The sequence below is a fragment of the Mesorhizobium sp. M0590 genome (assembly GCF_040320905.1).
GTDB lineage: Bacteria > Pseudomonadota > Alphaproteobacteria > Rhizobiales > Rhizobiaceae > Mesorhizobium.
Map to the genome: position 1 here is coordinate 1 of NZ_JAMYQN010000015.1, position 25,101 is coordinate 25,101.

28 protein-coding genes are annotated in these 25,101 nt (G+C 62.5%); 9 read left to right on the forward strand and 19 right to left on the reverse strand.

What is annotated here, in order from left to right; genetic code table 11:
* The first annotated feature begins 439 nt into the window (after positions 1-439).
* Together NKI52_RS22845 and NKI52_RS22850 are read left to right on the forward strand one after the other, a co-directional pair.
* Positions 440-655 (forward strand): hypothetical protein, encoded by a 216-nt coding sequence (locus NKI52_RS22845; RefSeq protein WP_023677289.1) that lies wholly within the window; start codon positions 440-442, stop codon positions 653-655.
* A 113-nt stretch (positions 656-768) separates the two neighbouring features.
* Positions 769-1,473: an SOS response-associated peptidase gene (locus tag NKI52_RS22850; protein ID WP_352587144.1), complete on the forward strand. Its 705-nt coding sequence runs from the start codon at positions 769-771 to the stop codon at positions 1,471-1,473.
* Here the strand turns inward: NKI52_RS22850 and NKI52_RS22855 are convergent.
* The 11 genes from NKI52_RS22855 to NKI52_RS22905 all read right to left on the reverse strand — a co-directional run bounded on the left by NKI52_RS22855 (position 1,470) and on the right by NKI52_RS22905 (position 10,357).
* Positions 1,470-1,730: a hypothetical protein gene (locus NKI52_RS22855; protein WP_352621366.1), complete on the reverse strand. Its 261-nt coding sequence runs from the start codon at positions 1,728-1,730 to the stop codon at positions 1,470-1,472. The genes NKI52_RS22850 and NKI52_RS22855 overlap by 4 nt on opposite strands.
* A 3-nt stretch (positions 1,731-1,733) precedes the next feature.
* Positions 1,734-1,994, reverse strand: a complete 261-nt coding sequence (locus tag NKI52_RS22860) for a hypothetical protein (RefSeq protein WP_352621365.1) — start codon at positions 1,992-1,994, stop codon at positions 1,734-1,736.
* Between the two features lie 212 nt (positions 1,995-2,206).
* Positions 2,207-2,356 (reverse strand): hypothetical protein, encoded by a 150-nt coding sequence (locus NKI52_RS22865; RefSeq protein WP_023677295.1) that lies wholly within the window; start codon positions 2,354-2,356, stop codon positions 2,207-2,209.
* A gap of 3 nt (positions 2,357-2,359) precedes the next feature.
* Positions 2,360-2,689 carry a DUF2934 domain-containing protein gene (locus NKI52_RS22870; RefSeq protein WP_352621363.1) on the reverse strand — a complete coding sequence of 110 codons (330 nt, stop codon included), beginning with the start codon at positions 2,687-2,689 and terminating at the stop codon, positions 2,360-2,362.
* A gap of 127 nt (positions 2,690-2,816) precedes the next feature.
* On the reverse strand, positions 2,817-3,449 hold the full coding sequence (locus tag NKI52_RS22875) for a BA14K family protein (protein WP_352621361.1): 633 nt from the start codon (positions 3,447-3,449) through the stop codon (positions 2,817-2,819).
* 160 nt (positions 3,450-3,609) lie between these two features.
* Positions 3,610-4,371: an ABC transporter ATP-binding protein gene (locus tag NKI52_RS22880; protein ID WP_352699757.1), complete on the reverse strand. Its 762-nt coding sequence runs from the start codon at positions 4,369-4,371 to the stop codon at positions 3,610-3,612.
* 37 nt (positions 4,372-4,408) lie between these two features.
* Positions 4,409-5,407 (reverse strand): ABC transporter substrate-binding protein, encoded by a 999-nt coding sequence (locus NKI52_RS22885; RefSeq protein ID WP_352699759.1) that lies wholly within the window; start codon positions 5,405-5,407, stop codon positions 4,409-4,411.
* A 58-nt stretch (positions 5,408-5,465) separates the two neighbouring features.
* Entirely contained in the window at positions 5,466-6,314 is an 849-nt protein-coding gene (locus NKI52_RS22890; protein WP_352458210.1) for an ABC transporter permease, read from the reverse strand.
* A gap of 40 nt (positions 6,315-6,354) precedes the next feature.
* The gene (locus tag NKI52_RS22895; RefSeq protein ID WP_352587123.1) at positions 6,355-7,719 is read right to left on the reverse strand and encodes an LLM class flavin-dependent oxidoreductase; all 1,365 of its coding nucleotides are present in this window, start codon (positions 7,717-7,719) and stop codon (positions 6,355-6,357) included.
* Positions 7,720-7,771: 52 nt separating this feature from the next.
* Positions 7,772-8,329, reverse strand: coding sequence for an FMN reductase (gene msuE / locus NKI52_RS22900; protein WP_023677302.1), 558 nt, complete (start codon positions 8,327-8,329; stop codon positions 7,772-7,774).
* Between the two features lie 735 nt (positions 8,330-9,064).
* Positions 9,065-10,357 carry an Nramp family divalent metal transporter gene (locus tag NKI52_RS22905; protein WP_352699762.1) on the reverse strand — a complete coding sequence of 431 codons (1,293 nt, stop codon included), beginning with the start codon at positions 10,355-10,357 and terminating at the stop codon, positions 9,065-9,067.
* Between the two features lie 235 nt (positions 10,358-10,592).
* Between NKI52_RS22905 and NKI52_RS22910 the strand changes: the two genes are divergently transcribed.
* Positions 10,593-10,898 carry a hypothetical protein gene (locus tag NKI52_RS22910; RefSeq protein ID WP_352699764.1) on the forward strand — a complete coding sequence of 102 codons (306 nt, stop codon included), beginning with the start codon at positions 10,593-10,595 and terminating at the stop codon, positions 10,896-10,898.
* Between the two features lie 237 nt (positions 10,899-11,135).
* Here NKI52_RS22910 and NKI52_RS22915 read toward each other — a convergent pair whose 3' ends face one another.
* Positions 11,136-11,990 (reverse strand): aldo/keto reductase, encoded by an 855-nt coding sequence (locus tag NKI52_RS22915; RefSeq protein WP_352699766.1) that lies wholly within the window; start codon positions 11,988-11,990, stop codon positions 11,136-11,138.
* A gap of 226 nt (positions 11,991-12,216) precedes the next feature.
* On the opposite strand from NKI52_RS22915, the gene NKI52_RS22920 reads away from it, so the two are divergent.
* The 4 genes from NKI52_RS22920 to NKI52_RS22935 all read left to right on the forward strand — a co-directional run bounded on the left by NKI52_RS22920 (position 12,217) and on the right by NKI52_RS22935 (position 14,594).
* Positions 12,217-12,852 carry an ankyrin repeat domain-containing protein gene (locus tag NKI52_RS22920; protein WP_352699768.1) on the forward strand — a complete coding sequence of 212 codons (636 nt, stop codon included), beginning with the start codon at positions 12,217-12,219 and terminating at the stop codon, positions 12,850-12,852.
* A gap of 145 nt (positions 12,853-12,997) precedes the next feature.
* Positions 12,998-13,387: an ArsR/SmtB family transcription factor gene (locus NKI52_RS22925; protein WP_023677309.1), complete on the forward strand. Its 390-nt coding sequence runs from the start codon at positions 12,998-13,000 to the stop codon at positions 13,385-13,387.
* A complete protein-coding gene (locus NKI52_RS22930; protein ID WP_023677310.1) occupies positions 13,384-13,917 on the forward strand; it encodes an SRPBCC family protein in 534 nt (177 codons plus the stop codon). Before NKI52_RS22925 ends, NKI52_RS22930 begins: the two co-directional genes overlap by 4 nt.
* 101 nt (positions 13,918-14,018) lie before the next feature.
* On the forward strand, positions 14,019-14,594 hold the full coding sequence (locus tag NKI52_RS22935) for a dihydrofolate reductase family protein (RefSeq protein WP_031211957.1): 576 nt from the start codon (positions 14,019-14,021) through the stop codon (positions 14,592-14,594).
* Positions 14,595-14,658: 64 nt separating this feature from the next.
* Here NKI52_RS22935 and NKI52_RS22940 read toward each other — a convergent pair whose 3' ends face one another.
* From NKI52_RS22940 to NKI52_RS22965, 6 genes are all read right to left on the reverse strand, one after another.
* Complete coding sequence (locus NKI52_RS22940; protein ID WP_352636042.1) at positions 14,659-15,459, reverse strand: class I SAM-dependent methyltransferase; 801 nt, start codon at positions 15,457-15,459, stop codon at positions 14,659-14,661.
* 152 nt (positions 15,460-15,611) lie between these two features.
* Positions 15,612-16,523 (reverse strand): DUF930 domain-containing protein, encoded by a 912-nt coding sequence (locus NKI52_RS22945; RefSeq protein WP_352699770.1) that lies wholly within the window; start codon positions 16,521-16,523, stop codon positions 15,612-15,614.
* A gap of 183 nt (positions 16,524-16,706) precedes the next feature.
* Complete coding sequence (locus tag NKI52_RS22950) at positions 16,707-17,456, reverse strand: glucose 1-dehydrogenase (RefSeq protein WP_352451446.1); 750 nt, start codon at positions 17,454-17,456, stop codon at positions 16,707-16,709.
* A 47-nt stretch (positions 17,457-17,503) separates the two neighbouring features.
* The gene (locus tag NKI52_RS22955) at positions 17,504-18,508 is read right to left on the reverse strand and encodes a sugar-binding protein (RefSeq protein ID WP_023677316.1); all 1,005 of its coding nucleotides are present in this window, start codon (positions 18,506-18,508) and stop codon (positions 17,504-17,506) included.
* A 51-nt stretch (positions 18,509-18,559) separates the two neighbouring features.
* Complete coding sequence (locus NKI52_RS22960; protein ID WP_023677317.1) at positions 18,560-19,621, reverse strand: ABC transporter permease; 1,062 nt, start codon at positions 19,619-19,621, stop codon at positions 18,560-18,562.
* A gap of 55 nt (positions 19,622-19,676) precedes the next feature.
* Complete coding sequence (locus NKI52_RS22965) at positions 19,677-20,417, reverse strand: ATP-binding cassette domain-containing protein (protein WP_254819718.1); 741 nt, start codon at positions 20,415-20,417, stop codon at positions 19,677-19,679.
* 443 nt (positions 20,418-20,860) lie between these two features.
* Here NKI52_RS22965 and NKI52_RS22970 point away from each other — a divergent pair, with 443 nt between their 5' ends.
* Positions 20,861-22,294: a coiled-coil domain-containing protein gene (locus NKI52_RS22970; protein ID WP_352699772.1), complete on the forward strand. Its 1,434-nt coding sequence runs from the start codon at positions 20,861-20,863 to the stop codon at positions 22,292-22,294.
* Between the two features lie 128 nt (positions 22,295-22,422).
* On the forward strand, positions 22,423-23,985 hold the full coding sequence (locus tag NKI52_RS22975) for a serine hydrolase (protein WP_352699774.1): 1,563 nt from the start codon (positions 22,423-22,425) through the stop codon (positions 23,983-23,985).
* Positions 23,986-24,014: 29 nt separating this feature from the next.
* On the opposite strand, the gene NKI52_RS22980 is transcribed toward NKI52_RS22975, so the two are convergent.
* Positions 24,015-24,950 carry a hypothetical protein gene (locus tag NKI52_RS22980; RefSeq protein ID WP_352458223.1) on the reverse strand — a complete coding sequence of 312 codons (936 nt, stop codon included), beginning with the start codon at positions 24,948-24,950 and terminating at the stop codon, positions 24,015-24,017.
* Positions 24,951-25,101: the final 151 nt, after the last annotated feature.

The following is a 25,101-nucleotide window of genomic DNA, read 5'->3' on the forward strand; positions in this document are numbered from 1 at the left end:
TCCGCTAAACACGGGGGCTGCGCGGCGGACACGCCGACGTCACCGCAATGCCACGCCATTTTGCAGAACTTGACGCACACAACTGTTCCGCTATCACTACTCCTTACGGTATTATTAGCCGGATTTATCCTTTAGCTGGACCCAACGAGGCCGGCTGCGGACCGGGGCCCGGAAGATGAAAATGCCGGCCATTTAGGCACGCTAGGCGTCGCGGACACCTCGTAGCACCAGGCCGTGGCAGCCTTTCCAACATTGCCATCATAATCGGCTCTTTCGACCGGTCCGGTCGGCGGCGATTGCTCGCAGGCCCGTTGCGAGGGCGAGCATGCGAGCTCGTACGTTTTTTACACAATCTGTGATTGGTGGACTCGCCCGCCGCCATCGACGTTAATTTTGCGTTAGCGACAGGAGGGGGGAGATCGCTAACGGGAGGAAGAAAATGAAAGAAAACTACGATCTGACGATCGATTACGACGAACCTTACGACAACAAGCCTTACGATCTAGCCACATTCGCAAGGAAGCACGGGCTCAACATTCGAGCCGCCGAGCTTCTTCTTTTCGCCAAAGGCCCGTCTCGAGCGGCCTGCGATGCCGCGGCGAGGGCTTTTCTCGCGGCGGTAGCCGCACAAGCTATGAGACAATCGGCGCGGTAGGTCTCACAAAGCCATTGCTGACACGGCCTGCCGTGTCAGCAACTCAACGGACAGCGCTGGAAATTCCGGGCCGTTTCCAACAAGATGCCTGAGCATCCGGGAACGGCCTGAAAATGTGCAATCTCTACAACATCACGACCAGCCAGGAGGCTATCCGCCAGTGGACCCGCGCCTTGCGCGACATCCTCGGCAATCTCGAACCCTCCATCGACATCTATCCCAACCAGCCCGGCCCGGTGGTGCGCAACGCGCCGGACGGCGAACGCGAATTGGCCAATCTGCTGTGGGGCATGCCGACGCCACTGGAGCGGGTCAAGGGCAAGGCCGACTATGGCACCACCAATATCCGCAATCCGCAATATGGCCATTGGCAGCAATATCTCGGCATCGAGAACCGCTGCGTGGTGCCTGTCACCAGCTTCGCCGAGCCCAGCCCGACGCCCGGCGACAAGGACCCCGAGACCGGCATTCAGCGCAACTACTGGTTTGCACTCGGCGAGGACCGCCCGCTATTCTTCTTTGCCGGCCTGTGGACGCGCTGGCAGGGCATTCGCAAGATCAAGGACGGCCCCGCCGATCACCAGGTCTATGGCTTCATGACGACCCAGCCCAACGCGCTGATCGCGCCGATCCACGAGAAGGCGATGCCGGTGATCCTGACCACGCCGGAAGAAACCGAGGCCTGGCTCACCGCGCCGTGGTCGGAGGCAAGGCACCTGCAGCGCACGGCGCCCGATGACGCGCTGGTGATCGTCGACAAGCCGGCGACACAGATCAAGTTTCCGCAGCAGGCGCCGGTGCAAGGCTCGTTGTTTTAGCGCTTGAACTTCTGCAGCACCCAGATGTAGCCCTTGGGTGGATGGTCCTGGTCGATGAACTGCGTCTTCACCGTCGTGTCCTTGCGGCTGCATCGTTTGCACCTGAACCCGATCGCTTCCAGCGGCTTGTTCCAGCCCACCACCTGGGCCACGTCATTCGCCCTGAAGCGTCCGACATGGTAGCAATGGCCGCACTCCACGATGAGCAGCATGTTGGCCTTGGCGGCACGCCCAACGCTGTCCATCGGCCCGGCCATGGCTCATTTCCGGGTCGAGTAATCCTCGGGGAGGGGAAGCAGGCCAAGCTCCGCCATCCGGTAATCGGGCTCCTTCTCCGCGACGCTGGCCAGCACCTCGTGCAATTTCTCGACAAGCCCGCAAAGCTGCCAGAACAGCTCGCCATGCGCCTTCAGATGCAGCTGCGACGACAGCACCGTCTTGCGCAGGCTCAAAGTGTCCCTGATGATCGCCTCCGCATCCCTCGCCGACAGCCTGTCAAACCGGCTTTTTCGTCTGCCCATCGCGGCTCTCCTCGATTTGTGAGCAACCGCCCCGCCTACTGACAAATAGGAAGGCATTCCTCGCAGAGTCAATTCGCTCTTGACATTTTTGTTCCCGTTTTGTTCAATTTCAACAGGAACGCTGGAGGCACCGCCAAGGACCACATCGTGACGCTGGACAGCCTAGGAGGCTGCCCTCCGGCGCGGCTGCCTGGGAAGCGACAGCACGCCCCTCAATGCCTCTTGAAATACTGCACCTCGCGTTCGTGCTTTTCGGCGGCCTCGCGGGTATCGAAGGTGCCGAGATTGCGGCGCTTGCCGGTCTTTTCGTCCTTCTTGCGCGAATAGAGGCGGTATTTTCCGTCCTTGAGTTTTCTGATCATCTGTCACTCCCCGAGCCGCTGCTTCCCCTTAAGGTTGCGCGCGGCTTGTTCGATAGCCGCCCTGTCGTTTCCCAGCCTGTCGATCAGCTCCTGCGCCTGTTCGCCCGATATGCCGGTGCGCACCGCCAGGGCCTCCACCGTCAAAACGTCGGAGCTCGCGACCTCGCGGGTTTCCGGCAGGGCATCGCCTGCCGTCAGTGGCAGGGCTGCCTCCCTGTCGATCTCGGCCTCGGCCTGGTGCCAGTGCCGCTTGGGATCGCCATGGATCCCGCCTTCGCGTTCCCAGATCTGGTATGCGCGCTCACGAATCTTGTCTTCCCGGTCGTCGCCCATGTTGACTTCTCCTTTGGGTATCGGATGAACGCCGCGCCAACCCGAACGATCCAAGAAATCTGCGTGATCGTTGGGTGGGTCGCACAAGGCGCCATGCACTGCGGCCGCCAGCCACCCCCCGGCCTGCCTACTCGCACTGCCTGCGCGGCCCCCCGGAATACGGCTGATAGCTGTTGTCCTCCGGTCGATATGACCGGTAGCGGCTGAAGCAGTATTGCACGTGATCGGATGAGAGCTCGGCGGCGCCGGTTTCGTCCGATGGCGGGTAGCCCTCCAGTGACGACCTATCGCTCGCCTCGACGTAGCTGCCGTCATCGGTGATGTCGAGATAGGGCGAGATGCAGGGGCGCTGTTGTCCGCTGTAGGACGTGTAGCGGTTGTCGTCCGGCCGGTAGGAGCGGTAGCGGCTGGCGCACCATTCGACATGGGCGGCGGGTAGCGTCTGCTGCTCTTCCGCTGGTGGCTGGGTAGAGCCGGTCGCGGTGATGTCGGTTGTCGACGCTGCGGCATCGGCGGGTTTCGAGCTGCGATCAACTTCCGAGGTGCGAACGGGGACCGGGCGGGCCGGGAGGCGCTCGAGGCGCTGCGAGGCCGGGTTCACCGGTCGCGGGTCCTTGGCCCACAGTTCGGCGACGCTGGAGACCGGGGCGGCCGGCCGTACCGGCTTGGCTATTAGAAGCCAGGTGGCGAAGGCGAGGCCGCTGGCGAATACGGCAAGCGTCAGCACGAAGCCGCCAAAGATTGCGAACAAGGCTTTCATGCCGCGCTCCTTCGCCTCCCGGTTAAGGAAATGCGGGGGCGGGGAATCCGGTTCCAGGAAAGCGCGGGGCACTCAAAGAGGGGCCCCTCTCCGTCGCGGGGTCGCCGAGACACCTCTCCCCGCTTCGCGGGGCGAGGAACCAAGGCCTCTTAGGCGGCTTTCAGTGCAGGCCGAATTCGCGCAGCAGTTCCTCGCGGTAGCGTACGAAACGGCTTTCGCTGCGCTCGCGCGGGCGGGGCAGGTCGATGTCGATCAGCCGCGCCGCGCCGCCTTTCTCCTTGGGCAGGATCAGCACCCGGTCGGCAAGGTAGATCGCTTCCTCGAGGTCGTGCGTCACCATCACCATGGTGACGTTCTCCTCGCTCCAGATGCGCGCCAGTTCCTCCTGCATGCCGATCTTGGTCATCGCGTCGAGCGCGCCCAGCGGCTCGTCAAGCAGCAGGATTTCGGGCTGCACGGTCAAGGCGCGGGCGATGCCGACGCGCTGTGCCATGCCGCCCGATAGCTGCCGGGGAAAGGCATCGCTGAATTCGGCGAGGCCGACGAGCGCGATATAGAAGCGCGCCCTTTCCTCGGCCTCGGCCTTGGGCACGCCGCGCACTTCGAGGCCGAAGGCGACATTGCCGAGCACGGTCAGCCAGGGCAGCAGGCGCGGTTCCTGGAAAATCACCGCACGCTCGGCACCGACGCCGTGCACCGGCTTGCCGTCGATGGCGACGCCGCCGCTGTCGGCAGCCTCCAGCCCGGCTAGGATGCGCAGCAGCGTGGTCTTGCCCGATCCGCTGGCGCCGACGATGACAAGGCACTCGCCCGAGCGGATGTCGAGGTTGAGGGTCCTCAACACGGCGAGCGAGCGCCCGCCGATGCTGAACGATTTGGACAGGTCGCGTATGCTGACCTGACCGCCGCTTGTGCTGCTCATCGCGCGCGTCTCCCAACTGGTTGGTCGGTCGCTTTTGTCAGTTGGTCTTGGTTTCGCCCGGCCGGTAGAGGATGTCTGTTGCCTTCAGCTTGCCCTTTGGCAGGCGGCCGTCGCGCTCGAGCACGCTGACCCAGAAGTCGATGTCGCGGTCCGTCGCCTTGGCGCCCTGGCGCAGGCCGAAGCCGGTCCAGTAACGCGCCAGCTCGCCGTTCTCGCCGCGCTTGTCGAGGATGTTTGCCAGCACCTTGCGCGCTTCGTCGGGGTTCTGCAGCGACCAGTCGGAGGCGCGCGCCGATTGTTCGACGAAATTGCGGACGGCGTCGGGATGCGCGGCGATGAAGTCGCGCCTGAGCACGACGAAGCCGCCGGCCAGCTCGCCCAGCACGTCGGTGTCATTGAACACGCCACGCACGCCGCCATTGTCGACCAGCGCCCCGGCAAATGTCGCCTGCCAATAGCCCAGCGCCGCGATGTCGACCTGGCGGGACCGCAAGGTCTGTTCGAGCTGCGGTCCGGGCACGACGACGAGATTGGCGGCGTCCGGCGACAGGCCGACGCTGTGCAGCGCCTCGCGCACGGTGTAGTCGAGATGGGCGCCGAGCGTGTTGACGGCGATGGTCTTGCCGGCAATGTCGGCGATCGATTTGATTGGGCTGTCGTCGAGCACGTAGAAGACGCTGCGCACCTTGCTGTTGATGCCGTTGCTCGGATAGACGGCGACGAAGTCGTTGCCGCCGGAGATCGAATTGATCACGGCGGCGGTTGCGGCCGAGCCGATATCGACGCTGCCGGAGGCGAGCGCAAACAATGATTCCGGGCCGCCGCCGGAATAGCCGACATTCTCGACCTCGATACCGAGGCCTTTGAAATAGCCGAGCTCGCCGGCCAGCTCATGCGGAGAGATGCTGCCACGGCTGGCGAGGGAGCGGAAGTTGACGGGTGCCGCTTCGGCAAAGGCGAAGCGCGGCAGGCCGGCGGCGAGAAGGCCGGCGGCGAAGGGCGCGCCGGCAAGCAGGGAACGGCGGGTGATTTTCATGGTTCGGGTCTTTCTTGATTTGAGTTCTGGCCTGGTTGAGATTGGTAAGGGCGGGTGGTCAGTCGACGGCATTGCTCCAGCGGCAGAGCCGGCGCTGCAGGCTGACCAGCGCCTGGTTTGCAATCAGGCCGAGGCCGGCGAGGATGACGATTGCCGCAAACATCAGCGGGATCTGGAAGTTGTATTGCGCGTTCATCACCTGGAAGCCGATGCCCTTGTTGGCGCCGATCATTTCGGAAGCGATCAACAGCAGCAGCGCCGTGGTGGCGCTGAGCCTAAGCCCAACGAAGATCGACGGCACGGCGCCGGGCAGCACGACGCGACGGAAGACGGTGAGCTGCCTGGCACCATAGACGCGGGCCATCTCCAGCAGTTTCGGATCGACTTGCTTGACGCCGCCGATGGTGTTGAGCAGCAGCGGGAACAGCGTCGCCCAGAAGATGACGAATACCTTGGACGCCTCGCCGAGCCCAAGCAGCAGGATAAATACGGGATAGAGCGCCAGCGCCGAGGTCTGGCGGAAAACCTGCAGGATGGGATCGAGCGCGGTTTCGACCGTGCGCACCTGACCCATGAACAGGCCAAGTGGGATGGCGACCAGCACGGCGGCCGCGAAAGCGAGACCGGCGCGCTGCAGGCTGATGGCGATGTCGCCGAGCAGAGTGCCGCCGGCCAGCCCCTTCCAAAGTGCTGCGACAATCATGTCGATCGGCGGCAGCACGGCCGCGTTGACCCAGCCCGCGCTGCTCGACACTTGCCAGATTGCGAGGAAAGCGATGAGGACGCCGTAGCGCGACAGGAAGCGGATGCCCGCCCGGCCACCGAGGCGCAGGAAGTCCGTGCCGAGGCTTGTCGTGCTGTCAGGCGTGCCGAGGCTGGCGGCCTGTTCGATGTGCTGCAAGGTCATCGTCTTGCCTCCTGCTTGGAAAATATCGGGCTTCTCGGGATTATTCGGCGGCCAGCACCGCCGAGCGGGCGGCGGTCCAGGGGTTTTCCGGCCGCCTGAGGCCGAGGTTCTCGCGCAGTGTCCTGCCTTCATAGGCGGTGCGGAACAGACCGCGGCGCTGCAGTTCGGGGATCACCAGCTCGACGAAGTCGTCGAGCCCGCCGGGCAGCCAGGGCGGCAGGATGTTGAAGCCGTCGGCGGCTTCGTTGCCAAACCATTCCTCCAGCTGATCGGCGACCTGCGTGGCGCTGCCGATGACGGTATAATGGCCGCGGGCCGTTGCCACCCATTGGTAGAGCTGTCGGATGGTGAAGTTGTGCTCGTCGGCAATCTGGCGGATCAGCGCCTGGCGGCTCTTCATGCCTTCGGTCTCCTTGCTCGGCGGCAGCGGTCCATCGAGCGGATAGCCGGTGATGTCGAGCGTCTGGCCGGCCAGCCCATTGAGCAGGGCGACGCCGTCTTCGGGCAGGATGAGATCATTCAGTTGCTGGTACTTGGCACGCGCTTCTTCTTCGGTGCGGCCGACGAAGGGTGCCACGCCCGGCATGATCAGCACCTGCTCGGGATCGCGGCCGACGGCCGTCACGCGCGCCTTGATATCGCGATAGAATTCCTGCGCCGACGCCAGGTTCTGATGGGCGGTGAAGATGACTTCCGCCGAGTGGGCGGCGAGCTTGCGACCGTCTTCCGATTGCCCCGCCTGCACCACGACCGGGTGCCCCTGCACCGGGCGCGGCACGTTGAGCGGCCCTTTCACGCTGAAATGCGCGCCCTTGTGGTCGATGTCGTGGAGCTTGTCCTTGTCGTAGAAGCGCCCCGATTTCTTGTCGCGGATAAAGGCATCGTCCTCCCAGCTGTCCCACAGCGCCTTGACCGTCTCGACATGCTCATGCGCGCGGGCATAGCGCTCGGCGTGGGCAGGCTGCGTCTCGCGATTGAAGTTGCGCGCGGTTTCGTCGCCGGCCGAGGTGACGACGTTCCAGCCGGCGCGGCCATTCGACAGATGATCGAGCGAGGCGAATTTGCGGGCGAGCGTGTAGGGCTCCTCGTAGGTGGTCGAGGCGGTAGCGATGAAGCCGAGATGCGTGGTGAGCGGCGCCAGCGCTGCAAACAGCGTCACCGGCTCGAAGCCGGCGATCTTGGCATTGCCGCCTTCGCGGGCTCCGAGCCCGACCGTCAGATTGTCGGCGAGGAAATAGGCATCGAACAGGCCGCGCTCGGCGGTCAGGGCGAGCTGCTTGTGGAACTCGAAATTGGTGGCGCCGTCGGCCGGCGCCTCGGGGTGGCGCCAGGCGGCGATATGCTGTCCGCCGCCGGGCAGGAAAGCGCCCAGTTTGATTTGCCTGGATTTGGTGGATCTGGTCATCGCGGCGTGCTCCTGGACGGATCGGAAAGGGGATCTCGGGTCAGTGGTGCGTTCAGGCGGCAAGGCCGACGCCGTAGGGCACCCCGGTTACACGGCATGCCTCGGCGACCGCCTGCCGGGCGCGGGCGTGGATGGCTTCCGACACCAGCACGCCATTGGCAAAATCCTTGTCGGAGGCGTAGATCGCGGTCGGCACGGTCAGCGCCTCGAAGAAGCCGAACAGCGGCCGCAACTGGTGCTCGACGATCAGCGAATGGCGCTCGCCGCCGCCGGTCGCGGCGAGGATGACGGGCTTGCCCCTCAGCGATGACGGATCGAGCAGGTCGAAGAAATGCTTGAAAAGCCCGGTATAGCTGCCTTTGAAAGTCGGCGAGCCGGCCACCAGGATGTCGGCGCCCAGCAGCCGTTCGACGATGTTGCGCGCCGCCGGGTCGAGATCGCCGAGGCGCCTTGCCTGCGGCAGGGACGCGCCGAGATCCTCGATGTCGAAGACGGCCGAGGCCGCGCCGATGCTTTCGGCGGCCTGCCCGACAATGTGGCTGACGAACGCCTTGGTCTTCGATGGCCGGGTCAAGTTGCCCGACAGCCCCACCACGAGCTTTTTCGACATTCCTGGCTCCCTCTCAAGCGCTCTATTTCAAGATCTTGGGTCTAGCGATCTATTTTAAGTCTAGAGAGTTTGTAGAATTAAAAGAGCGAGAAAATTTCAAAAGCTGGGTGATGAGCGAACTGAGTTTGCGGCACATCGCCCGCAATTGGTTCATTCAACGCGCCGCAGCGCGTTGCAAGATCCGCCGCAGCGCCTTCAGCCGCGATGGCGCAGCGCGTCGGATAGAGCGCATAAACAGCCGGCCGGACATATCAGGCAAGTCGCCCTCGGGCGCTCCCGGCGAGACGTCGGGGAACCATGTGCCTGTGGTACAATCCCTCGACGGCCTAGCGGTCCTCGGGGAGGATGCAAGCAAGGCACAGGCCACGGCGCTGGAGTGGCTCCGCGGCTGCGGTGAATCAGGTCAATTTGATTTAAATCCGGCTGTGGATATTTGCTTTTGGCTAAATCGAGGCGGTCATCTTGCCGGCGGGCGGGCAACAGGGAGATGCCTATGACAAGCGACTTTGCCGCCGCACACCTGCACCTTGAACGAGCCTGCCACTATTTGAGCGGCGAGGACGAGACGAGCCGCACGGCTCGTGCGGCTCTGGATCTCCTGATCGATGCAATTGTCGCAGCGCAATACAAGCGGCCGGTGGGAGATGTTGTGGAGTTTCCAAGGCCGGCAAAGCTGGGGCAATCCGCAAGCGGGAACGGGTAGTCCAACTGGCGGCGTCCCTTGTCCTGCCGGATTTACATGAACCAGGTGGCCACCAGGCCGATCGTCGCCGAGAAGATAGCGGCGGTCGTTGCCCAACCGAGTATGTTGGTGCTGCGGCTGTTCACCTGCTCCCCCATGATCCTGCGGCTGTTCGTCATCAGCATGATGAGCAGCAGCAAGGGCGGCGTCGAGAAGCCCTGAACGATGCCGGACCAGACCAGCGCCTTCATCGGATTGAAGCCGAGGAAGTTGAGGCCGGCGGCGATCGCCGTAAAAAATCCGATGGCGAGATAAAATTTGGGCGCCTCTCGAGCCCGGGCGTGCAGGCTGTTTTTCCAGCCGATGGCTTGTGCCACATCATAGGCAGCGCCGGTGGTCATGATAGGAACCGCTAGGAAACCGACGCCGATCACGCCTGCGGCGAACAGGACGCTTGCGGCCTGGCCGGCGAGCGGCCGCAGCGCCTCCGCGGCTTGCGCGGCCGTGTCGATATCGTGGTGGCCCGCCTTGTAGAGCGTAGCACCCGTCGACAGGATGATGAAATACATGATGAGATTTGAAAACATCATGCCGATGAGGATGTCCCGGCGAGAGCGACGGAGTTCGCCGGCGGTGGCGCCCTTCCTTTGCCTGAGCGTTGTGCGCCCCTGGGCAATCTCCTCCTCGACCTCCTCATTGGACTGCCACGTGTAGAGATAGGCGGACAGCGTCGTGCCGATGATAGCGACCAGGATCGACAGGAACTCCCGGTTGAATTCGATCCTGGGAAGCAGCGTCCCGCGCAGCACCGCCGCGGCGTCCGGCTTGGCCAGAATGGCGGCACCGACATAGGCGAGCAGCGCCAGCGCCAGCCAGCGAAAGATGTTGCGGATCAAAGTATAGGAGCCGAAGACCTGGAGGGCGAAGATGAGGGCGGCGACGAACAGCACGATCAGCGGAATGGGAAGCGGCACGAATATGTTGATCGCCGCCGCCATTCCACCAAGATCGGCCGCTGCCTCGATGGTGTTGCCGACGAGCACACCCAACAGCACCGACCAGAGCAGCCACCGCGGGTAGAAGTCCTTGATGACGTGGAACAATCCGCGCCCCGACACCTGGCCGAGCTTCGACGACAGGTAGACGACCGCGTACATCATCGGCAACGTCACCGGAGCCGTCCAGAGCAGGTCGGGTCCGAAACGGGCGCCGGCACTGGCATAGGTGCCTATTGCGGAACAATCGTCGTCGGCCGCCCCTGTTATCAGTCCGAGGCCGAGCGCTCGTCCTATGCCACCTTTGCCCTCCTTCGGTGGGATGGAATGATCGGAACCGGCCTGCCTCATTGCGACCGGACCGGGTTGCGAACGAAAGACGCGGCCTGCCATGCAATAATGGTAAGGATCGGTCGCGGCGCTGGTCTCATTTTGCTTCCTTCACAACTTGCCCAAACCCGGCGTGCCATGACTTGTTCCGCGACGACGGGACAGGGGTTTTGTCTCAGGCAAAAAAGTTCGGGTTGACCGCTTCCGAACGCGAAGCGACTATCCGTTCGAGGCGAAGATCGCAGGAGGAAATGCAATGGACGAGCCCGGTCAGTGGCGCCACATGTCGAGCGCGCCAAGGGACGGCAGCAGAATCCTTGTCACGGTTCGGCCGTCCGAACAGGGTCCGGCCGAGGTCGACATGGCTTACTGGGCCCGCGCCGATCAGTTCGGCAGCGAAGGCTGGCGCGCCACCGACTCGTCTCCAGGACGCATCGTCGAATATGCCGAACCCGAACTGAAGTGCTGGATGCCGCTGCCGTCGGCCAATCTCAGCAAGGGATCGATGCCGAGCCCCTGGGAGGGCGAAGATGTGCCGCTGGTGGATGGCTCCGGGATATGAGCTAGCGGGAAGGGTAGTTTTGATCGCTGGCGGGACAGCGCCCCGGACAGCGCCCCCCTCTGTCCTGCCGGACATCTCCCCCACAAGGGGGGGATTGGCCCTCATCTCGGCTTTCGCTAGTCTCCAACGTTGCAAGAATGGCGCTGCCGTTGAAGCTGCCAATCTCCCCCTTGAGGAGATGTCCGGCAGGGCAGAGGGGGTGTGAAGGAATGCCAACGTCCCGGTTGGCCCGCCTCGTTAGAACAGGAATGCGGCCGTGGCGGGGTTCGGGCCGGTGCGGCCGTCGGACGAATCCATGCCCCGGATAAGCTCGAGGTCCTTCGCTTCCAACTCGAAATCGAAGACATCGAAATTGGCGGCGATGCGGTCCTGGTGGATCGACTTTGGAATGACGATCACCCCTTCCTGAAGGTGCCACCTGACGATCGTCTGCGCCACCGACTTGCCGTGTTTCCTGGCGATACTTTCAAGCGTCGGATCGCTCAACAGCCGGCCGCTGCCCAGCGGGCTCCAGCTCTCAATGCGGATGTTGTGCCTGTCGTGGAATTCACGTTTGTCACGCCGCTGGAAGCGGGGGTGGAGCTCGATCTGGTTGACGGTCGGCGTGACGCCGGTCTCGCCGATGATCCGTTCGAGGTGGTCCTGGTTGAAGTTCGAAACGCCGATCGACTTGATCCGGCCTGATTGCCTGAGTTCGATCAGCGTCTTCCAGGCCTCGACATATCTGTCCTGGCTAGGCACCGGCCAATGGATCAGGAACAGGTCGATCTGTTCGATGCCGAGCTTGCTCATCGTCTCGTCGAAGGCGCGCAAGGCGGCGTCGCGCTGATGCGCGCCGTTGCGCAGTTTCGAGGTGATGAACAACTCGCTTCTCGGGACGCCGGCCGAGCGGATCGCCTGCCCGACACCTTCCTCGTTCTGATAGCCTTCGGCGGTGTCGATCAGCCTGTAGCCGGCCTCGATTCCCCAGCGCACCACCTTGGCGGTGATGGCTGGATCGACCTGCCACACGCCGAGGCCGATCTGCGGAATGGCGGAGCCGTCGTTCAATCTGATTTGTTCAGGTCTATTCAGGGTAATCTGTTCAGGCATGTTCAGGTCCTTCTGCATCGTTCCGCCCGGCGCAGGCTCTATTTAGTCTGAATGGCCGCCAAAGCCAGTCGATATCAGGAGAATGTGAGGAGACGGACGTGAAGCGCTGATCCTCCGCTTCGGGCCGACAGCTCTCTGTGACCGGACTCCAGGGAACTCTATACAGGACGACCCCACTATCGCGGATTCTGTGGTATTCTGTGGAGTATCCGAGGAGGCGACTGCGTTGACCAACAGCTTGGAAGCCGAAGGGGCAAGAGACTGGTCGCCCCTGCTGGTCGCGGCAGAACAAGGCGATGCGGAGGCGGTTCGATCGGAATTGGCGGCTGGCGCCGACATCAATCAGTCGGACGACGGCGGCTGGTCTGCACTTCACCTTTCAGCCCTCAATGGCCGCACAGCTGTGGTGGAGGCGCTGATCGAAGACCCGGAAATCGACGTGAATTTCAGAAACAAGTGGAAGAGCACGCCCTTGAGCCTTGCGTCGGCCAAGGGACATTACGCGTGTATCTCAGTCCTCGTGAGACACCCCCAAATAGAGATCAACGCGCGAGCTGACTACTACGGCAGAACGGCTCTTATCGAGGCGGCGAAGAACGGGCATCTCGAAGTCGTCAAGTTGCTCGTGGAGAATGGCGCGGAAGTAAATCTGACCGACAAGACGGGGAGAAACAACGCGCTCATCGAGGCTATCAAGGGGCGGCACTACGAGATCGCGGAATACCTGCTGGATTCTGGGAAAGTGAGCTTTATCAACAAAGAGATGAGGCTAAACGCCCTGATCTGGGCTGGCAGCTGCCACAACCCTCAGCTTATCGAAAAGCTGGAAGCCGCGATCCACAGTTTCTTCGACGGCAAATAAGGGCCTCGCCCTTGCTGTCGCGGGGCGCGTCCGTATCTCCCGTCACGTCGACACGCTCGATGGCGCAAACGGCCCCGCGGCGCTTCACAAAAATTATTCAACCAAACGGTTGACTATCTCAAAGCGTGCGTCTATATTCAACTACATGGTTGAATTAGAGACACCCCAGATGGACGCGGTTTTTCACGCCCTTGGCGACGCCACCCGGCGGCACATGCTTCGCGATCTCGCCGATGGCGAGAAAACGGTAAGCCAGCTGGCGGAACCCTTCGTGATGTCGCTCGCGGCGGCCTCCAAGCACATCAAGGCGCTGGAGAACGCAGGGCTTATTCGTCGAGAGGTGAGGGGCCGCACGCATCTGTGCCGACTAGCCCCTGGACCGCTGGCCAGCGCCCATCAGTGGCTCAGCTTCTACGAGCGCTTCTGGACCGGTCGTCTCGATGTTCTCGAACGCCTTCTTCGCGAAGAGGACGCACGCAAAGCCCAGGATGAGTCCAGGAAATCGCCCAACCCGAAAGAAGGAGACGAGCAATGAACCAGATGAGAACCATCGACGCCTATGGCGAGCTGAGCGAGCCCGCCACGTTCACCATCCAGCGCCTCTTGCCCGGCCCCATCGAGCGCGTCTGGGCCTATCTCACCGAGAGTGACTTGCGCCGGCAATGGATGGCCGCGGGCCAGATGGAAATGAAGGCCGGCAGCTCGTTCGAGTTGGTCTGGCGTAACGACGAGCTGACGGACCCGCCTGGCCAGCGACCCGCGGGCTTTCCCGAAGAGCATCGGATGGAGGGCCGGATCACCGAACTCGATCCGCCGCGCAAGCTTTCCATCACCTGGGGAAACACCGGCGGCGTCTCCTTCTTGCTGGAGGCGAAGGGTAGCGATGTGCTGCTCACCGTCGTTCATCGCCGCCTGCCGGAACGTGCAATCCAGCTCAACATCACGGCCGGCTGGCACATACACCTCGACCTGCTGGCCGCCCGCCTGGCGGGCAAGACGCCGACCTCGTTCTGGGACGGCTGGAGCCGCCTGCGGGAAGAATACGACCGCCGCCTGCCGGCCTGATGTAACTCGCGGCGGCCATCCCTGAGGTCGCCGCCAGCAACACGAAGCAACGCTGAAACGATGAAACGTGCTTGCATCCCGCAAGCCTGATGGAGGAAGTCATGCGCAAATTGATCGCTGGAATGAAGATTTCCATCGACGGCAAGATGGAGGGGCCCGAGGGTTATGCCGATTGGGTCGACGCGTGGTCGGACGAATACGGCCTGACGCCGCAAATCGACGCTTGCCTGCTTGGCAGCGTCATGTATGCCGGCTACGAGCGCTACTGGAGCGCCATCCAGAACGAGCCCGACAAGCCGCTGCCGATGACCGGCAAATTGCCGAAGCCGGCCGAGCTCGAATGGGCCCGCTTCGCCGCGCAGACGCCGCATTATGTGCTGTCGAACACAATGACTTCGGCGGCCTGGCCAAAGACGCGCTTCGTGCGGAATTTCGAGGATATCGCTGCGCTGAAACAGCAGCCCGGCAAGGACATCTACCTTATGGGCGGCGCCCGAATTACCGCGAGCCTTATCGATGCCGGGCTGGTCGATGAACTCAGGCTGATCGTCTATCCGCTGCTCGCCGGTGACGGAAAGGCGCTGTTTGGAACGGCGAAGAATCGTCGTGGGCTCGAACTGCGCAAGGTCGAGCAGCTTTCGGACGGCCGCGTCGGGCTGGTCTACGGGATCGGCTAAAGCGCGTCGCGTTCGATCGGCCTCATGCGACGCGCTTTTTGCGCGGCATGCATTAGCGCCAAGGTCAGGCAACGACGCCGCGGCAGGCCCAGGCGACATTGGCAAAGGACCTCGGGCCGTCGGGCCGGCCGGCCTCGTAGGCGTCGCGCATGGCGGCGTCGGTGCGCGCCCGCTCTTCCGGGTCGAGCGTGGCCACATACTTACCGAGCGGCCCTTCGCCGGCGGCAATCGGCGCCCAGTAATCATCGAAATTTTGGTAGTCCATGCGGATCATCAACTGGGTTTCCGTAATGTCGCGGAGACCCTGTTCAACAAAGGTCCGTTTCATTTCACCCGGCTGCATCATCGGCTGCGTGCAATAGCGGGCACGCAGCTGGCGTCCGCCTTCACTGAGCACCGCCACCGTGTCGATCATCATGCGCATCCCCGGCATGCCGCCGAGATGGTCCCATACCGTCGCCGCGACGACGCCGCCCGGCCGCACGACGCGGCGCATCTCGGCGACTGCCTTGCCGGCTTCGGGCACGAAATGGAGCACGAGCAGGGCCAGGGCACGGTCGAACGCCCCATCCTCAAAGGGCAGGGCGCAGGCATCCGCCTGACGGATTTTTATCCGCGGATCGGTGTTGCGCCGGATTGCCTCTTCGACGAAAACGGCCGAAAAGTCGATCGCCGCGACCTCACCGAGGTCAGCGGCCTTGACGAGCGCGAAGGTCAGGCTGCCGGTACCGCAACCGACGTCGAGGATCTTTTCGCCGTCGGCAAGCCCCACGAAGTCGATGAACAGCGGCGCGAGTCTTTGGCTCCAGCGGCCCATGAGCTGCTCATAGCCGGCAGCATGATGAACGTTGAAACTTGAAGTCATCGAAGCCTCCTCCCAAAGCCATATGCTAGACTTCGGCGGCCGCTGACGAAAGCCACTTTTGGCGCGTGTTGGTTCGGCAGCCCGGAGCGCGCGAAGACATCGCCGGCCGGATTTGATGGCGCCGGCCAGCCAGCCTCCGTCGCCTCGACCACCTATTCGGCGGGCAACCCGCGGCGCTTCCATTCGCTGCGCGGCACCGGATTTCCAACACGAAAGGCAAACGACACGACTCTCGTCGCGTCCGGGTCGACCTCGCAGCGAAAGCTCAGATCGTACCACTGCCCGTTTGCAGGGAACGGCGCACTGGCGACGTTCATGACCGTGCCGGCCTTCAGCCGATACTCAAGCAGGCTGTTTGGGAAATAGGGGGGCGACGCGTGCACCAATTGCTGTGCGAGTTCCGTGTTGCAGAGCTGACCGATCCGCACGGCGCGCGGCACATTTTTCATCGCGGTTGTCGCTACCGGATCACCGGTTGCTGATTTCGAGAACAATCTCTTCGCTTCCTGAAGCTTCAAGGGCCTTTGCACTTTGGCGACATCCGCTGGCTTGGGCTTCGGCGGCGGTGAAGCGCCAGGCGACGGAGCCTGGTCTTTCCCCTCGACCGCTGTCACGGCAGGTGGCTGTGCAAGATCCTGGTTACTGGGAACTTGCGGCGCTGGCGGTTGTTCCGAACCATCCTCCGCACTGTTGCCGTCCAGAGACTTGCGAGGACCGGCGTCCTTCTCACCGAATTGGAAGACAGGTCTCTGCGCGGCGACCTCACGGCTCGCCGAGGTCTCGACCTTGGCTTCCGGCTGCTTTTCCGGCTTGGGCGGTTCAGCGGGGGACGGAGGTTTGGTTTTTTCCGGCGGTTTAGGCGGCGGCACGATATCCACTGCGATGGGCTGCTCCTTCCCTGGCTGCGAGAGCGTTGCCGGCAGTCCGAACAACAAAAGCGCGACGATGAGCAGATGCAGCGCAATCGAGGTGGGCAAGGCCCACCCGAGTACCCGGCGCTGATCCCGTATGTCGTTTATCATCGTGACCGGTGTGTGGAATGAAATATTGGCGGCATCAAGCATCGATGCCGCCGGACGTCGAAATAACCCGTTGCGAATCGAAAGTCGGCGGCTGCAATACGGCGCGTCATCCAATCGTCTGGCGTCGGCGTCCGTGCAGGGGACCGGGCCAGCAGCGGATGCAGCAAGTCGTCATTTCAGGCGGCTAGCACGCACGCCCTGCCGGCACGGTGTCACCGGTTGAAATTACAGGGAAACCGATAGCCCGCCGTCAACCGCCAGCACGTGCCCGTTGACGTAAGCGGCAGCGTCGGAGGCGAGAAACACCACGGCTCCGCCGAGCTCCTCAGGCTGGGCCCAGCGGCCCGCGGGGGTTCGTGCCTCGACCCATTTGGTGAAGGCCTCGTCGCGCATAAGTGCGGTGTTGAGCTCGGTGGCGAAATAGCCGGGGGCGATCGCGTTGACGGTGATGCCGTGACGGCCCAGCTCAGCGGCAGTGGAGCGTGTCAGCCCGTGCAGGCCCGCCTTTGCCGCCACATAGGCGTGAATGGTGGGACGGCCAAGGATCGCTGCGACCGATCCGGTGTTTATTATGCGCCCGAACTTGTTTGGCAGCATCAGGCGCACCGCGTCGCGCATCATGCGGAAGCAAGCCGACAGATTGACGGCAACCACATGGTTGAAATCCTCGTCCTGCCATTCGACTAACGGTTTCCGATGCTGGATGCCGGCGTTGTTGACCAGAATATCGAGGCGGCCGTGGCGTTCGACGATTCCTTCGAGCGACGCCCTTGAGATCGCCGCGTCGGTGACATCGAACGGCAGGGCTTCTGCACCGATCCTTTCGGCGGCCGCGGAAAGGGCGGCCATGTCGCGCGCATTGACGATCACCGTCGCGCCGTTTTCCGCAAGTGCCTTGGCCATGGCAAAACCAAGACCACGCGAGGCACCCGTGACCAATGCGACACGGCCCTTGAGCGAGAACAATTCCGGCATTGAGATCCCCTATGAAAAGGGCGGGAGTTTCCTCCCGCCCAAAAGCACTATTTGGCGACGCAAGTGTCGGCTGTCTCCGGAGTGCAGACATCGAGGCCCGTGTAGGTCGGGTCGGCCGGCGGAGCCTTGCCCTCCTTCATTTCCTTCAGCGCCATCATCGTCTTGTAGCCCATCTCGAACGGCCGCTGGCCGACCTGGCCAAGGGAGAAACCTTCCTTCATCTGGTCGATCTGTACCGGAAGCGTGTCGGCAACGACAAGGGCCAGGGCTTTCGAGGCGATCTTGTCCTTGTACGGTGCGACCGCGGCGCGGTTGGCATCGGGAATGAACTGCGGGAAGCCACCGGTTGGGACGAATGCGTCGAGGTTCGGGTTTTTCGCCATGATATCCTCGAACTGTTGCACCGAAAGCGGGAAATCATCGTTGGTGTAGAGCGGACAGCCTTCGATTTCGGTCCAGCCGTTCTGGCCCGTCAGCCGATCCCCGGGCGAGGCCGCCGATTTGGTGCCCGAAAGTGTATCGCGAATGCCCTGCATGCGCTCGTTGTGGTTGGCCGCCGCGGCGCCGCCGGACTGGATGCAGATCGTGCCGCCTTTGGGCTTGATCTGCATGACAAGCTTGGCGAGGTTCTCGCCGATCTCGTAATTGTGCGTGCCGATATAGGCAACGCGCAGATCTTTGTTCTCGGGCAGGAGGTCGGAGTCCCAGGTGAGGACCGGGATGCCGGCTTCCTTGGCGGCCTGCAGCGCAACCGCCATCGCCGCGGCGTTCGATGGCGACACGGCGATGCCGTCCACCTTCTTGGCCACGAGGTCCTGCACGATCTGCACCTGCTCGTCGCCACCACCATGTTCGCCGGGGCCGATATACATGCACTCCACGGCGCCATTGGATTCGGCTTCGGCCTTCTTGCAGCCGTCGCGTGCCTGGTCGAAGAAAGGATTGTTCATGTTCTTCGGCACCAGGGCGAAGGTGTATTTCGCCTGGGCGCCGGAAACGGCGAGCACCATTGCGCCAAGCGCCACGGCGGCCGTCAGCAGATGTTTTTTCATGTGACGTTCTCCTCCTGGGTGTGATCCCGCAAGCCTCCCGCCGGCGGGTTTCTAGCGGCGTTTTTTGGGCATCAAGACTGCCAGCGACGCGGCGAGAATCGATTTGCCGCCGGTTTGCATGCCCAAAAGAACCGCAAGAACGATGAAGGCGCCGACGAAGGCACCCTGCCAATTTGAATCGATACCGGCCATCAGCAGCGCATTCCTGATCACCTCGAGGAAGGCCGAACCGATGATCGCACCGAAGGCCGTGCCGGCGCCGCCCATGAGGCTGGCGCCGCCAATGACTGTCGCGGCGATAACGCGCAGCTCATAGCCCTGGCCCATGGCATTGATGGCCGAGCCGTTATAGCCGAGGAGCAGGAGCGAGGCGAGCGCGGCGGTGAAAGCCGAGAAGACATAGGCCTGGAATTTAATCCAGTTGACCGGAACGCCGGTGAGCCGTGCCGCCTCCTCATTGCCGCCGATGGCGAAGAGATGCCGGGCCCAGGCTGTGAAGTTGAATACGAAGCCGACAATCAGGGCCAAGATCACCATGGTCCAGAATTGTGACGACAGTTCTGGTATCCAATGCGGTGCCCAGTCGTTCGGACCATGCCGCGGCCATTTCCACTGACCGATTGCCTTCACGATCGGAGCATCGGGCCCGAACTGGTAGAGCATCTGGTTGGCCGAGAATACGACCGCCAGCGAGCGCGCGACGGACAGCATGCCGAGGGTGACCACAAAGGACGGCATCCCGACATAGGCGACAAAGAATCCGTTGACCGCGCCGCAGGCCAGACCGGAGAAAAGGCCCATGGCGAAGGCGACGTACCAGGGATAATGCCAGGTGAGGAACAGGCCGGCGACGATGACCACGAGACCCATGACGGAGCCGACCGACAGATCGATGCCGCCGGTGATGATGACGATCGTCATGCCAAGTGCCATGATGCCGAAAGGTGCGAAGTTGCGCGTCACATTGGCGACGTTTTCAGAGGTGCCGAAGCTCGGCTCCATCGCAGTCATCAACATGACGAGCGCGATGAGCGCGATCGTCACCCAGAAGGGCTGACTTGAAATCACACGTTGGAGAACTGTTTTTTCCTTGGTCGGAACGAAATCCGACATGGCCGGCCGGCCATGTTCTTCGACTGAGCCCTGAACGCCAACTGACTCCTGAACACTATTCGCCACGGATGGCCCCCGTTATCAGTCCAGTGATTTCCTCGGGCGATGTTTTGTCGGCTGGCTTGTCGGCAACTTTCGAGCCCCGCCTGAGGACGATAATGCGATCTGCCACGGCGAACACGTCAGGCATTCGGTGACTGATCAGCATGACGCCGACTCCTTGTGCTTTGAGGCGTCGGATCAGTTCGAGTACTTCCGCCACCTGGCGCACGGAGATGGCGGCCGTTGGTTCGTCCATCAGCACCAGCTTAGCATTTGAAAGCCGGGTCCGCGCGATGGCGACCGCCTGGCGCTGCCCACCCGACATCTTCCTGACGAGGTCGCGCGGCCGGGTTTCCGATTTGAGTTCCTTGAACAGCGCTGCCGAGCGATCGATCATCGCCTGCTTGTCAAGAATCCTGATCGGCCAGAAGCCTTTCTTGATCTCGCGCCCCAGAAAGACGTTCTGCGCGGCCGTCAGATTATCGGCGAGCGCCAGGTCCTGATAAACAACTTCGATCCCCTTGGCGCGGGCCTGCACGGGCTGGTGGAAGTGGCACACCTCGCCCTCGACTACAATTTCGCCGTCGCTCGGAGGAAAATTCCCGGCCACAGTCTTGACTATCGTCGACTTGCCGGCCCCGTTGTCCCCCATCAGACCAACGACTTCGCCTCGCTCCACCTGGAAGCTGACGTCAGTCAGGGCCTGGATAGCCCCGAAATTCTTGGAGACGTGGCGAACCTCAAGCACCGGCATCGCGGTCCTCCCGGGACAACATTTATCGGTCTTGTCCCTGGTCAATGCACAGCAGCTAATCAGCGAAACGTATTCAACACAATCATTTATTAGGTCAGGCCTCCCGGCCGTAACGCGCCTCGTCCGAGTGTGACTTGTAGCTGCTGCAGAGCACCGAGGCGCTCGGCCGATCCTTACAACAGTCACCAGGCGATCCTCATGCTTGCGCCGGTTCATATCCGTTTCGGGTGAAATGAGTGGGCATTTTTCGAGCGGTGCCAACGCCTCGGGCATGGAGCGCGGCAGAACACGTCATTCAAACACACGAGGACAGTGGCCAAGCCTGTCCCTAGCGTGCGTCGGCCAGAGCGCACGTCAGGAGATGAACCCGCATTCGGGGGAGGCGAGGGTCAAGTGTTGAAAGTCCGCTCCTTAACGGCGCTGCACGAGAGGGATATTCGGTCATGAATTTCAAAGGTTTGATCAAGCGTGCCGAGACTGTGGAGAGAGCGTTCAAGGAGCTCGAAACCGATTTGGCGGATGCGTTTAGCGAATGTCTCAACGTGGACGATCAGTCGCCGTTGAACGACGTCACTGTTCCGGATGAGACTGTGTCGGATGAGAATCTCGCGGCAACGGATGACAGCTCGCAGCTCGAGGCCAATGCGGACGCCTTCGAGACCGCACGACGGCTGTCCCCCCATACGCAAACCCGGCTGGCTGCCTTAAGTGCGGTCGATGGGCTCTTTCACGACGCGCAGGAGTATCTGGGGGAGATCAATGCGAAACTGTCGGAGATCGCGACCTCGCATCATCTGACGGGCGAATTCCTGAAACTGCTCCACGGCGACATTCTTCGCGCCAACGAATTGGAGCTGGCAAATACCGGCCTGACCGCGCAGCAAAGAGTGCTGTCCGAACAGCTCCACGAAGCGACCAGAAAGCAGCGCGAGCGCGACAGCGCTATCGAGGCCCTGCAGCAGCACGAGGCGAGCCTGGTCGAGGACAAGGAAGCACTTCGCGGCGCGCTGGCTGCAGCAAGGCTGGAACTCGTCGTGGCAGGCAATGCGAGCGCAAAACGCGAAGCCGAGTTCGGCGAGCTTGTCAAAACGCTCTCGGCCAGAGCGGTCGAGGCCAACAGACGCTCGCGCGAGAACGAGATGCTGCGGGAGAAGCATGTCAGTCTGTCGATCGATCTCGACAAGGCGCTGAAACGGGAGGCCGAGGCGCGGCACAGGCTGGACGAACTCTCGACTATCCATGCCAATGACGCCGCGCAGGTTTCGGAACTGCTGGCCGCGCTTGGCAAGAGCGAGAAAGAGGAAATGCGGCTGCAGAAATCGCTCGATATGGCGCAGACGAAGCTGTCGGAAATGACGGAAGCGGCCCGCATCAGGGACGGTGACAGGGAAGCCGAACTTGCACGCGGTGTCGCGGAGATGACCGGCTTGCGTTCTGAAATCGAGGACCTTCGATCGCGGCTGGAGGCCGCCTCCAACCAGAACAGCGAAGCCGCCAGCGAGATCGCCAGGCTCAAGGCCCAAGCGAGCGACGCGGTGGCCGAAAAGCAAATTGTCGAGCAAAAATTGTCTGCTCTCACGAAGGAGAGCGAAAACGACAAGATGAACCTTTCCGCAATCAGCGCGAATTTTTCGCAGCTTTCCCTGCAGCAGGCTTCCGAACAGATACAATTCGACGTCCAGAGGCAGGAATGCGAGGATCTGCGAGCCGAAGTCGCGTCGCTTCAAGCCCGGGTCAAGGAACTGTTGCCCTATGAGCGGCTCCACAAGGTCACCAACGCCAGACCGCGTGAAGACGGCGTGGTCGAGATCACCGCCGCGGTGGCGGAGAAGGCCCGCGCCAGCAGACGGCGCCTCCGCATGCGTGCCGCATCCTAGCTCAGGCGCGGCTGTCTGAAGTTCGACTGGTGCGAAGCGAACATCCGTCGATGGAAGCGATCGTTGGGGCTGGCCTCCCCTGCGTCAGGCTGCAATAGTGGACGCCGGTGAGGCGGAGGGGGCTGAGCATGCGGCTATTCACAAACCGGAATCACCTCCGGTGGAGGAGGTTGGCCTTCATCGCCCTCATTACGCTTTCGCCGAAAGTGGCGTCGGCCGACACCATTACGCCCGACCGGATCGCCGCGGCCATTGCGAAGCTCGAATTACTGGCCGAAGGCGTCGTCGCGGATGGTAGCGTGCCCGGTCTGGCCATCGGCGTCGTGCACGGCGACGAGGTGATCTTCCTCAAGGGTTTTGGGCATCGCGAGGCCGGAAAACCGGAGATCGTCGACGCTGACACAGTCTTCCAGATTGCCTCGCTCTCCAAGCCTGTCTCCGCCACGGTCGTGGCGGCGCTGGTCAGCGGGGGGATCGCTTCGTGGGATTCGAAGATCGCCGACCTCGATCCGGCTTTCCGGCTCGACCAGCCCTATCCGACCAGCGAACTCACGGTCCGCGACCTGTTTGCGCACCGCAGCGGGCTTCCCGGCACCGCCGGCGACGACCTCGAGGACATCGGCTATGACCGCGCGGAGATCCTGCGCCGCCTGCGGTTCGTGTCGCCGTCATCGAGCTTTCGTGCGGGCTATTCCTACAGCAATTTCGGACTGACCGAGGGTGCCGTCGCGGCTGCGAAGCCGACAGGCAAATCATGGGAAGAGGTCGCCGAAGAGAAGCTCTACCGTCCGCTTGGAATGGCCTCGACCAGCTCCCGTCATTCGGACTTCATCAAGCACGCCAACCGCGCCGAACTCCACGCCAAAATCGATGGCGCGTGGACCGCGAAGGTCCAGCGCTATCCGGATGCGCAGGCGCCAGCAGGCGGCGTCAGTTCCACCGCACGCGACCTCTCGCAATGGATGCGCCTTGTGCTCGGCAACGGGGCCTACGCCGGCAAGAGACTCATTGCCGCCGATGCGCTGGACCAGACACATATTCCCTTGATGGTTCGCGGCAAGAACCCCGTCTCCGGAGGCGAGGCCTTCTACGGCCTCGGGTGGAATGTCGAATTCGGCCGGCACGGGCCGATCTGGGGTCATGCGGGCGCCTTCAGCGCCGGCGCCCGCAGTCTGGTGATGCTCTTTCCCGAGGAGAAGCTTGGCATCGTCGTCATCGCCAACGCCTTTCCGACAGGCGTGCCGGAGGGACTGTCCGACAGCTTCGCCGATCTCGTCTTCGACGGAACGCTGGGCAAGGATAAGATAAAGGCATGGAATGATATCTATGCGAGCATGTTCGGCCCGGTCATTGCGGCGGCCAAGGCCACCTATGCCGCGCCGCCCTCTCCAGCAAGTCCGGCCGAGCCGGCCAGTGCCTATGCAGGCCGTTACTTCAACGACTTCATCGGCGATGCGGTTGTGTCGGGCGAAGGAGACCCTCTTGTCCTCAAGGTCGGGCCCGCCGGTGTGCGGTCCTATTCATTGAAGCATTTCGACCGCGACCTCTTCGTGACCTTCCCTGATGCCGAGATGCCGGACAGGCCCTCGGCCGTCAGCTTTGCCGTCGGCCCCGACGGCAAGGCGTCGGCCATGACCGTCGAATTTCTCGACGATAATCATCTCGGTACGCTGCAGCGCGTGGGGGATTAGCCACCGGCGATCAGGGAGCCTTTGCCGGTTCAGGATGCCGGGCCGAACCGGAGCAATTTGAAGCAATCGCCGCTGCCCGATGTCGCCTGCGTCAGGAAGGGTTTCGACCGGTCGAGCCATTCCTGGTGCGATCTGGCATCGGCTTCGATCTCGTTGACCGGCGCAAGCTTGACGAAGCCGCGCCCGTTGCTGAAAAGCCAGCACGCGCGGCCGAGAAACCGCCTGCTGCGCTGGCGCAGGAGGTCGGCATCATAAAAGATGTCGAGCACCTCCTGCTTGATCTTCCGCTCCTTTTCGGGATTGGCGATCGCAACCTCGATCGGCTCGCCGCCGATCGCATCCTGCAGGTCCTTGTAATCCAGGGCGATCTGGGTAGTGGCATATTTGATGTCGCTCTCGTCCCGGACGATGTTGAACCATAGCATTGGGTTGAGCTCGTTGACGACGAACGATGCTTCGAAATCGCGTGACAGATTGAGAATATCGAACCCCTGAACATCGACGTCGCGCTCGACCAGAAGGATCTGCGAAACCTGCTTGGCGAGCGCCGTTCCGTCGGCGCTGACGGCGGCATTGTTTCCGCCGAGTTCCGGACTGACATAGGCGCCGCCATCATCCAGCAGCTCATCGAATTCGCCGAGGGCCTCCACGACAGCGCTGTCGCGGGCAACACGCGCCGCCAGTTTGGCGAGAACCTGCTGGAGCTCCGTTTCGCGTTTGCGCTGGTCCTGATAATTCTGCTGGAAAAAGAAGATGAACAGGGACACGCCAATCCCGATCAGGATCACGCCCAGCTGCGAAAAGATATTGCGATAATATTCCAGCAGCTTTTCACGATGGCGTACGTCGTCACGCACACTGTGCGCCACGCGAAGATTGACGATCAGCGAAACGACCAGGAGCCCGGCGCCGACCAGGATCAGGCCGCCGATCAGCAGGTAGCCATGGCGTGAGTTGAAGTCCATTCCTTTGCCGCGCTCCCGAAACCCCAGACAGCGCAGACTAATACCATTCCGCTTCAACACTTACGTTTTCATAGGAGCGCCGGCGACAGATCCCCGCTGGTCGGCCACTGTTCTTACAGCCAGGACTATGCTCGCCATCCGCCTCGTTTCG